8 protein-coding genes are annotated in these 9751 nt (G+C 69.2%); 7 read left to right on the top strand and 1 reads right to left on the bottom strand.

What is annotated here, in order from left to right; translation table 11 throughout:
* Positions 1–126: 126 nt before the first annotated feature.
* A complete protein-coding gene (locus J7E68_RS09055; RefSeq protein ID WP_215171882.1) occupies positions 127–1173 on the bottom strand; it encodes a LacI family DNA-binding transcriptional regulator in 1047 nt (348 codons plus the stop codon).
* Between the two features lie 79 nt (positions 1174–1252).
* Between J7E68_RS09055 and J7E68_RS09050 the strand changes: the two genes are divergently transcribed.
* The 7 genes from J7E68_RS09050 to J7E68_RS09020 all read left to right on the top strand — a co-directional run.
* Entirely contained in the window at positions 1253–2512 is a 1260-nt protein-coding gene (locus J7E68_RS09050) for a D-arabinono-1,4-lactone oxidase (protein WP_215171880.1), read from the top strand.
* Positions 2513–2580: 68 nt separating this feature from the next.
* A complete protein-coding gene (locus tag J7E68_RS09045; protein ID WP_215171878.1) occupies positions 2581–3600 on the top strand; it encodes a LacI family DNA-binding transcriptional regulator in 1020 nt (339 codons plus the stop codon).
* A complete protein-coding gene (locus tag J7E68_RS09040) occupies positions 3597–5144 on the top strand; it encodes a sugar ABC transporter ATP-binding protein (RefSeq protein ID WP_215171876.1) in 1548 nt (515 codons plus the stop codon). Before J7E68_RS09045 ends, J7E68_RS09040 begins: the two co-directional genes overlap by 4 nt.
* A 180-nt stretch (positions 5145–5324) precedes the next feature.
* On the top strand, positions 5325–6326 hold the full coding sequence (locus tag J7E68_RS09035; protein ID WP_215171874.1) for a substrate-binding domain-containing protein: 1002 nt from the start codon (positions 5325–5327) through the stop codon (positions 6324–6326).
* Positions 6327–6420: 94 nt separating this feature from the next.
* The gene (locus tag J7E68_RS09030; protein WP_215171872.1) at positions 6421–8028 is read left to right on the top strand and encodes a sugar ABC transporter ATP-binding protein; all 1608 of its coding nucleotides are present in this window, start codon (positions 6421–6423) and stop codon (positions 8026–8028) included.
* Entirely contained in the window at positions 8025–9092 is a 1068-nt protein-coding gene (locus J7E68_RS09025) for an ABC transporter permease (protein ID WP_215171870.1), read from the top strand. Before J7E68_RS09030 ends, J7E68_RS09025 begins: the two co-directional genes overlap by 4 nt.
* The coding region (locus J7E68_RS09020; protein ID WP_396652494.1) for an ABC transporter permease at positions 9089–9751 on the top strand (663 nt) is incomplete at its 3' end. The genes J7E68_RS09025 and J7E68_RS09020, both read left to right, overlap by 4 nt.

Here is a 9751-nt window from a genome sequence, read left to right as displayed (position 1 = left end):
GGCACCAACTGGGACCGGAACGGGAGGACGCGGGGACGCGGGGACGCGGGGACGCGGGGACGCGAGGGGGACGGGTGGATGCGGGGGGACGCGAGGGGACGGGGATGCCGTGCGCGAGAGGGCGCGTCAGGGGCGGTGGCCGCGCGGGCGGCCCTGCGTGCTGTCGCGCTCGAGCAGATGGTGGGAGAGGGTGAGCGACCGCGGCGGGGTCGCGCGATCGTCGATGCGCGACTCGAGGAGCCCCAGCGCCGCATCCGCGAACGCACGACGATCGAAGGCGATCGTCGTGAGCGAGGGCGACGTGTAGCGCGAGAACTCCACGTCGTCGAAGCCTGTGACGATCACGTCGTCGGGCACGCGGATGCCGTGGTCGTGCAGTGCGTGCAGGGCGCCGAGCGCCAGCGAGTCGGTGAAGGCGACGATCGCATCGAAGGCCACGCCGCGACGCAGCAGCGTCTGCACCCCCTGGGCTCCGCCCGTCATCGACCACGGCATCGGGTTGATCTCGAGCGCGGTGTCGCGGGAGATGCCGGCCTCGCGAAGCGCGTCATGCACCCCTTCGAGACGCAGGCGGCTCGTCGCCGTCGCGACCGAGGCGTCGTCGTCGGCGCCGATCACCGCGATGCGGGTCGCTCCGCGTGACAGCACGTGACGGGTGACGTCGGCCGCGGCGCGACGGCTGTCGATGCGCACGTGGTCGGCACGGTTCTGCTCGACCTCGCCGAGCACGACCAGGGGCGGAAGACGGTCGGCGTACTTCAGCACACTGTCTTCGAGGCGGATCGGGTTGAGGATGAGGCCGTCGACGAGGTGCGCTCTGGCGCGGGAGACGAGTTCCCTCTCGCGCTCGGGGTCGGTCGCCGTCTCTTCGATCTGCACGGCCAGGCCGCGTTCGTGGGCGGCATCGACGAGGCGGTGCATGAGCTCGGCCGAGAAGGCGGTGGCGAGGTCGGGCAGCGCGACGGCGATGATGCCCGATCGCCCCTTGCGTAGCCCTCGGGCGTTCAGATTGGGCACGAAGTCGAGCTCGACCATGGCCGCATCGACCTTGCGACGTGTCTCCTCGCTCACCGTCGTCGTGCCGGTGACGACGTTCGAGACGGTCTTGGGCGAGACGCCCGCGAGCGCCGCCACGTCTTTCATCGTCGCGCGGGGCGGCGGCATCGCTGTCATCCGGTCAGCCTATCCATGGCACCGCTCGGGCGCGTCGCCGCGTCGACGCACGCCGATGCGCGCTGGCTACTATGGCCCGATGACCATCGAACGCAACTGGGCCGGCAACCTCACCTACCGTGCATCCGCCGTCGAGCACCCCGGCTCGGTCGACGAGCTGCGCGATCTGCTCGCCCGGGGCGGAGCCGCGCGGATCCTCGGATCGCGGCACTGCTTCAACGACATCGCCGACACCGACGGCGTGCTGATCGCGCTCGACCGTCTGCCCGTCGTCTTCGAGGTCGACGACGCCCGTGACGCGGTGCGCGTGTCCGGCGGGCTGCGCTACGGAGACCTCGCCCCGTTGCTCGACGCCGAGGGCCTCGCGCTCGCGAACCTCGCTTCGCTGCCGCACATCTCGATCGCCGGCGCGGTCGCCACGGGCACGCACGGCTCGGGTGACGCGACCGGATCGCTGGCATCCGCCGTGCGCGCGCTGACCATCATCACCCCGTCCGGCGAGACGCGCACGCTCGCCCGCGGCGACGACGACTTCGGCGGCGCGGTCGTGAGCCTCGGGGCCCTCGGCGCGGTGGTCGAGGTGACGCTCGACGTCGAGCCCGCGTACGAGGTCGCGCAGCACGTGTTCGAGCATCCGTCGTGGGATGCGATCCTCGCCGACTTCGACGAGGTGACCAGCATCGGCACCAGCGTCAGCATCTTCTCGCGCTGGGAGCACACCGACTTCGCCGACCAGATCTGGGTCAAGCAGCGCCACCCCGAGGCGCGCGAGAACACCCGCGCCGACCTGTTCGCGCGGCTCGGGGCGGAGCCCGCCGAGGGCAAGCGGCATCCGATCCTCGGCGTCGACCCGGTCGCGTGCACCGAGCAGCTCGGGGTGCCGGGCCCGTGGTTCGAGCGCCTCGCGCACTTCAAGCTCGAGTTCACGCCCTCGGCCGGCGCCGAGATCCAGACCGAGTACCTGGTGCCCCGGCAGGATGCGGTCGCCGCGATCCAGGCCGTCCGCACGCTCGCGGGTCAGATCGCGCCGCTGCTGCTGGTGAACGAGATCCGCACGGTGGCCGCCGACGAGCTGTGGTTGAGCTCGTCGCACGAGACGGATGCCGTCGGCATCCATTTCACGTGGAAACCCGACGAGGCCGCGGTGCGGGAGTTCCTGCCGACGCTCGAGGCGCTGCTGCCCGCGACCGCCCGCCCGCACTGGGGCAAGGTGTTCACGCTCGATGCCGCCGAGGTGCGCTCGCGCTATGCGCGGTGGGACGACTTCGCCGCGCTCGCCGCTCGCTTCGACCCCGAGCGCCGCCTCGTGAACCCGTACCTGGAGCGCCTCGGGCTGTAGCGCGATTCATTGCACCACCGGGGTTGTTCTCGGTAACATTCTCCGAGGCTCGGCCGACGGAGGTGCGCATGGTGAACGTCGGTTCCGACAAGCCCAACATCCGTCAGGTCGCGACCATCGCGGGTGTCTCGCACATGACCGTGTCGCGGGTGCTCAACGATCACCCCAACATCAAGCCCGACACCAGGCGGCGCGTTCTCGAGGCGATCGAAGAGCTCGACTACCGGCCCAACCTCGTCGCCCGAGCCCTGGCGACCCCGCGCACCCGCCGCATCGGCGTGATCGTCGAGAGCGCCGTCGCGCACGGCCCCACCAGCATCCTGCGTGCGGTCGAACTCTCCGCCCGCGCGGCGGGGTACTCGGTCACGCCGATCGCGCTGCACGAGGGCGATGCGCTGTCGCCGCAGGAGGCGGTCGACAACCTGGTCACGCAGGGCGTCGACGCGCTCTGCGTGATCGCGCCGCGCTCGTCGTCGGTCGCGGCCCTGCGCCGCATCGCCATCACGGTGCCGATGCTCGTCGTGAAAGCCGATGCCGACCCGACCTTCCTGACGGTGTCGATCGATCAGCACGCCGGCACGACCCTGGTCGTCGACCATCTCGTCGCGCTCGGCCACCGCGACATCCTGCATCTCTCAGGCCCGCTGGACTGGCTGGACGCCCGGGCCAGGGAGCGCGCCTTCCACTCGAGGGCGAAGTCGTGGGGCATCCGCGAGCGGCCGATCGTGGTCGGCGACTGGTCGGCGGACTTCGCCTACGACTTCGCGAAGGGCCTCACGCGGCTGCCCGACTACACCGCGATCTTCGCCGCCAACGACGACATGGCCATCGGCCTGATCCACGGGCTGCACGACCGGGGCTTCGAGGTGCCGACCGACCTCAGCGTCGTCGGGTTCGATGACATCCCGCTCGCGCGTCACTTCCTGCCGCCGCTCACGACGGTGCGGCAGGACTTCGGCGCGCTGGGGGTCTCGGTCGTCGAGATGCTGCGGGCCGCGATCGAGGGCCGCGACATCCCGGCTCTCACCCGCATCCCGACCGAGCTCGTGCCCCGCGCCTCGTCGGCCGCGCCGCGGGAGGTGCGATGACGCCCGAGCCTGATGCCGAGCCGGTCGTGCGGCTCGAGGGCATCACGGTCGAGTTCCCCGGGGTGCGCGCGCTCGACCACGTCGACTTCCGGCTGTTCGCCGGCGAGGTGCACGCCGTCATGGGTGAGAACGCGGCGGGCAAGTCGACCCTCGTCGGCGTGATCACCGGCACCCATGCACCCGAGGCGGGCACGGTCGTCGTCGACGGCGAGCCGCGGCGGTTCTCGGGGGTGGCCGACAGCAGGGCGGCCGGCATCGCCACGGTGTTCCAAGAGGCGCAGCTGAGCCCGAACCTCAGTGTCGCGGAGAACGTGATGCTCGGGCGCGAGCGCCGCGGACGCTTCGGCATCGACTGGAGACGCACGAGAGCGGATGCCGCCGAGGCGCTGACGCGGCTCGGGCTCGACGATCTCGACCCCAAGACGCCGCTGTCGATGCTCACCCCCGCGCAGAAGCAGCTCGTCGCGCTCGCGCGGGCGGTCGTCGACGAGCCGCGGGTGCTGGTGCTCGACGAGCCGACGTCGAGCCTCGACGTCGCCGAGGTCGCGACGCTCATGCGGGTCATCCGCGGACTCCGCGAGCGGGGCGTCGCGATCCTGTTCATCTCGCACTTCCTCGAACAGGCGTTCGCGATCAGCGACCGCATGACGGTGCTGCGCGGCGGCAGCCGGGTCGGCGAGTACGCCACTCGCGACCTGGATCGTGCAGACCTGATCTCGAAGATGCTCGGCAAGGACATCGACAGCCTCAGAGCGCTCGGCTCGGAGCGCAAGGCGCACCACTATTCGACAGACGGACAGCCGGCGCTGCAGGCATCGGACATCGGTCGGCGGGGCGAGCTGGAGCAGATGGACATCGAGATCCAGCGGGGCGAGATCGTGGGACTCGCGGGGCTTCGCGGATCCGGACGCACGGAGGTCGCCTCGCTGCTGAGCGGCACCGTCCGTGCCGACAGCGGCGTGCTCTGGGTCGATGGCGAGCAGGTGCAGCTGCGCAACCCCTCGGTCGCGCTGCGGCATCGCATCGCCCTGTCGGCTGAGAACCGCGGCACGCAGGGGATCATCGGCGAACTCACCGCGAGGCAGAACATGATCCTCTCGCTGCAGGCTCTGCGTGGGTGGTCGCGTCCTCTCGCGCAGGCCGAGGAGTCTGCTCTGGTGGAGACCTACGTCGAGGCTCTGCACCTTGACCCTGCGGATCTGGATCGCCCGGTCGGGCTGCTCTCCGGCGGCACCCAGCAGAAGGTGCTGCTCGCGAGGGCGCTGGCCGTGCGCCCGCACGTGCTGATCCTCGACGAGCCGACGCGCGGCATCGACATCGCCGCGAAGCTCGACGTGCAGCGGCGCATCAGCCAGCTGGCGGGTGACGGCGTCGCGGTGGTCTTCATCTCGTCGGAGCTCGAAGAGGTCGTGCGGCTGAGCGACCGGATCATCGTGCTGAAGGACCGCGAGAAGATCGGCGAGCTCAGCAACGGACCGGGGGTCACCGTCGACACGGTGGTCGAGATGATCGCCGCCGAGCTGAGTCACAGCGCCGAACTGTGATCGGTAACAAGATTCGATCGCGCTGATTCGAGCGACTTTGGTGTGAAGTCTTGTGTTCCAGAAAATGTTCCCGGTAACATCGCGGCAGGACACGCGGTGCAGGTGTCCTGCAATCACGACAGGACCATGACGGGTCCACCATTGCCGGAGTGACCACCGGCATCTCAATGAGGAGAAGAAATGTCCGCGAAGAAGCGCATCCGCATCGCGTTCGGCCTGGCAGCAGTCGGCGCACTCACCATCGGCCTCGCAGCCTGCTCGACCGGAGACTCGGGCGGTGACGGCGGCGACGGTGGCTCGGACGAGATCACCACCGTCGGATTCGTCGCCGTCGGCCCCGAGGGCGCCTGGCGCGAGGCCAACGAGCAGAACATCCAGGACACCTTCACGGAGGAAGCCGGATACGACCTCAAGTACGCCCCCGCCACCAACCTCGACCAGAAGTCGCAGATCGACGCGTTCACGTCGTTCGTCGACGAGGGCGTCGACGTGATCCTGCTCTCGGCCACCGAGGCCTCCGGCTGGGAGGACTCGCTCAAGCGCGCGCAGGAGGCGGAGATCCCCGTCATCCTGCTCGACCGCGGCATCGAGCCCGATGACGACAGCCTGTACGTGACCCGCATCGCGCCCGACAACGTCGAGGTCGCCAAGGAGGTCGGCACGTGGGCCGCCGCCACCTTCCCCGACGGAGGCAACTACGTCGTGCTCGAGGGGCCGGCAGGAGTCGGAGTCGTGAACGAGCGCAACACCGGGTTCGACGAGGGCCTCGGCGGCTCGTCGCTCGAGAAGCTCGATGCGCAGACCGCGAACTGGTCGGCGGAAGAGGGCAAGAGCGTCTTCGAGACGATGCTCAAGGCCTCGAACAACGACATCCAGCTCGTGTTCGCCCAGAACGACGAGATGGGCCTCGGTGCGGCGCAGGCCGCCGAGGAAGCAGGCCTCGTCGTGGGTGAAGACGTGAAGATCGCCACCATCGACGGCACGAAGAACGCCATGCAGGCGCTCGCCGACGGCCAGCTCAGCTACGTGCACGAGTACAACCCGCTGTTCGGCGAGACGGCGCTCGAGGTCGTCGAGAAGGCGCTCGCGGGCGAAGACGTCGAGTCGTACATCGTCGTCCCCAGCGAAGCGTTCGACTCCGCCGAGGCCGCGCAGGCCGTGCTCGCAGACCGCAAGTACTGACCGAGCACCGACGCCGACGCCGGAGCGATCCGGCAGCGAGCCCGGGTGGTGCAGATCCTGTGCCACCCGGGCTCTCCCGGACGGAGAGACAGACATGAACGAAGAACTGCCCATCGTCGAGATGCGGGGGATCTCGATCGAGTTCCCCGGCGTGAAAGCCCTCGACGGAGTCGACTTCCGGCTCTTCCCGGGCGAGGTGCATGCGCTCATGGGCGAGAACGGCGCCGGCAAATCGACCCTCATCAAGGCGCTCACCGGCGTCTATCCGATCGACTCCGGATCGATCGTCGTCACCGGCGCCGAGCGCAGCTTCGGCGGTGCCGGAGATGCGCAGGATGCCGGGATCTCGACGGTGTACCAGGAGGTCAACCTCGCCCCCAACCTCTCGATCGGCGAGAACGTGATGCTCGGTCACGAGCGCAGGGGCGTGTTCGGCATCAACTGGACCGCCACACATCGCGCTGCGACCGAGGCCCTCGACCGCCTCGGGCTCGGCCACCTCGACACCCGCAAGCCGCTCTCGACCCTCTCGATCGCGCTGCAGCAGCTCGTCGCCATCAGTCGGGCGATGGCCATCAAGGCCAAGGTGCTCATCCTCGACGAGCCGACATCGAGCCTCGACGCCGCCGAGGTCGAGGGGCTCTTCACCGTCATCCGCTCACTGCGCGACCAGGGGGTCGCGATCCTCTTCGTCTCGCACTTCCTCGATCAGGTGTACGCGATCAGCGATCGGCTCACGGTGCTGCGCAACGGGCGCTACCAGGGCGAGTACCTCACCCGCGATCTCGACCGGCACGCCCTCATCTCGACCATGATCGGCAAAGACCTCGACGCGCTGAAGTCCCTGGGCGGCAACCGTCGCCGCGCCCCGAGAGACACCGACGAGAAGCCCCTGCTGTCTGCGGTCGGCATCGCCCGGCGGGGTGCTGTCGAGGCGACCGACCTCGACATCCGCCCCGGCGAGGTCGTCGGCTTCGCGGGCCTTCTGGGCTCGGGCCGTACCGAACTCGCCCGCCTTCTCTACGGAGCCGACCGCACCGACGACGGCGTGATCGAGCTGCACGGACGCCGGATCGATCTGCGATCGCCGTCCGACGCGCTGCCGAAGAAGATCGCCTTCTCGACCGAGAACCGACGCGACGAGGGCATCATCGGCGATCTGACCGTGCGCGAGAACATCGTGCTCGCGGTGCAGGCCGAGCGCGGGTGGGCGCGGCCGATGAGCCGCAAAGAGCAGGATGCGATCGTCGATCGCTACATCGAGCAGCTGAACGTGCGCCCCGCCGACCCCGATCGGATGATCAAGAACCTCTCGGGCGGCAACCAGCAGAAGGTGCTCCTCGGGCGCTGGCTCGCCACGCAGCCCGAGCTGCTGATCCTCGACGAGCCGACCCGAGGCATCGACGTGGGCGCGAAGGCCGAGATCCAGGAGGCCGTCGCAGAGCTCGCCGAAGAGGGCGTCGCCGTCGTCTTCATCTCGTCGGAGCTCGAAGAGGTGGTGCGACTGTCGGAGCGGATCGTCGTGCTGAAGGACCACCGCAAGATCGGCGAGATCCAGAACGGCCCCGACGTCACCGCGCAGGTGATCGTCGACGTGATCGCCGCCCACGGGGTGGAGGCCGCCGCCGACACCCTCGACGACGCCGACGGCGCGCTGCCGGATACCATCGGCCACACGACTGACAAGGAGGCAGCGCGATGACCGCCGCAGCCGGCACCACCATCTGGCGGGATCTGATCCACAAGCCGTTCTTCTGGGGCATCGTCGCGATCCTCGCGCTGCTCGCCCTGAACGTCATCAAGGATCCGACGTACCTCGCGCTCTCGATCAACCCCAACAACGGCAACCTCGTCGGCAACCTCATCGACATCCTGCGCCAGGCGGCGCCGGTGATGATGATCGCGATCGGGATGTCGCTGGTCATCGCGACCGGCGGCATCGACCTCTCGGTCGGATCCCTCATGGCCGTCGCCGGGGCCGTCTCGATGGAGTTCCTCAGCGCCGCCGGCGACTCTTTCGGTGCCGCGCTCGCCGCGGTCGGACTCGCGCTGGTGATCACCGGCATCCTCGGGGCGGTGAACGGACTGCTCGTCGCCTACGTCGGGCTGCAGCCGTTCATCGCCACCCTCGTGCTCATGCTCGCCGGTCGCGGCATCGCCAAGGTGATCACGGGCGGGCAGAACACCACGGCCTCGAACGATGCGTTCCGCTGGATCGCGAACGGCTTCGTGATCGGCATCCCCGTGGTGTTCATCCTCGCCGTGCTCATCGTGCTCGCCGTCGGCTGGGTCGTGAGGCGCAGTGCGCTGGGGCTCATGATCGAGGCGATCGGCATCAACCCGCGGGCCAGCCGCATGGCGGGCATCAAGCCGAAGGGCCTGCTGCTCACGGCATACATCATGAGCGGCATCCTCGCGGGCATCGCCGGCATCATGTCGGTCGGCAGCGTCATGACCGTCGACATCTCGCGCACCGGCTATCAGCTCGAGCTCGATGCGATCCTTGCGGTCGTCATCGGCGGCGCCTCGCTGGCGGGCGGAAAGTTCTCGCTCAGCGGCGCGTTCGTCGGAGCGCTGCTGATCGCCACGCTCGATAAGACCGTGCTGTATCTCGGCGTCTCGTCGTCGGCGACCCCGGCCTTCAAGGCCATCGTGATCGTGGTGCTGTGCCTGCTGCAGTCGCAGCGGGTGCGCAGCTGGTTCCGCCGCCGCCGCAGGGCCCGTCCGGTCGAACAGCTGCTGCACAAGGAAGAGGTGTCGGCATGAGCGCCCTGATCGCCAGCCCCAGTCCCAGCCCCACCGTGCGCCCGGCCGAGACGATCGCCGACCGCGTGCGCCGAATGATCAGGGCGAATCCGTCGGTGCTGCCGACCATCGCCTCGGTCGTCATCTTCGTCGGCATGGTGATCTTCGGAGAGGTGGCCTACGGCCGCATCCTGCAGTTCAACACGCTGTCGAACCTGCTCATCAACAACGCGCACCTCATCGTGCTCGCCGTCGCGCTGACCTTCGTGATCCTCACCGGGGGCATCGACCTCTCGGTGGGCTCGATCATCGCGGTGTCGTCGGTCGCGGGCGTCATGCTCTCGAACGCCGGGTGGAACGCCGTCGCCGTGATCGTCGCGATGATCGGCATCGGCGTGCTCTTCGGCATCGTGTCCGGCGTGCTGATCCGATATTTCAACGTGCAGCCGTTCATCGCGACGCTGGCGATGATGTTCCTCGGGCGAGGGCTGGCCTCGCTGCTCAGCACCAAGCCCGAGCGGCTCGGCGAGGACTCGCCCATCCGCTGGATCGGCACGCAGCTGAAGATCATCGACGGCCCCAGGGTCAACGACCTCGTGATCACCCCCGCGGTGGTCGTCGCGGTCGTCGTCGTTGCCGCCGCGTTCTTCGTGCTGCACGGCCCCCGCACCGGGCGCACC

Source organism: Microbacterium sp. ISL-103, from assembly GCF_018613995.1.
Lineage (GTDB): Bacteria > Actinomycetota > Actinomycetes > Actinomycetales > Microbacteriaceae > Microbacterium.
This window is presented reverse-complemented; position numbering and strand designations above follow the sequence as displayed.

Coding starts and splice junctions, on each gene's coding strand:
- J7E68_RS09055 (WP_215171882.1), bottom strand. CDS start 1,173: ATGACAGCGATGCCGCCGCCCCGCGCGACGATGAAAGACGTGGCGGCG.
- J7E68_RS09050 (WP_215171880.1), top strand. CDS start 1,253: ATGACCATCGAACGCAACTGGGCCGGCAACCTCACCTACCGTGCATCC.
- J7E68_RS09045 (WP_215171878.1), top strand. CDS start 2,581: ATGGTGAACGTCGGTTCCGACAAGCCCAACATCCGTCAGGTCGCGACC.
- J7E68_RS09040 (WP_215171876.1), top strand. CDS start 3,597: ATGACGCCCGAGCCTGATGCCGAGCCGGTCGTGCGGCTCGAGGGCATC.
- J7E68_RS09035 (WP_215171874.1), top strand. CDS start 5,325: ATGTCCGCGAAGAAGCGCATCCGCATCGCGTTCGGCCTGGCAGCAGTC.
- J7E68_RS09030 (WP_215171872.1), top strand. CDS start 6,421: ATGAACGAAGAACTGCCCATCGTCGAGATGCGGGGGATCTCGATCGAG.
- J7E68_RS09025 (WP_215171870.1), top strand. CDS start 8,025: ATGACCGCCGCAGCCGGCACCACCATCTGGCGGGATCTGATCCACAAG.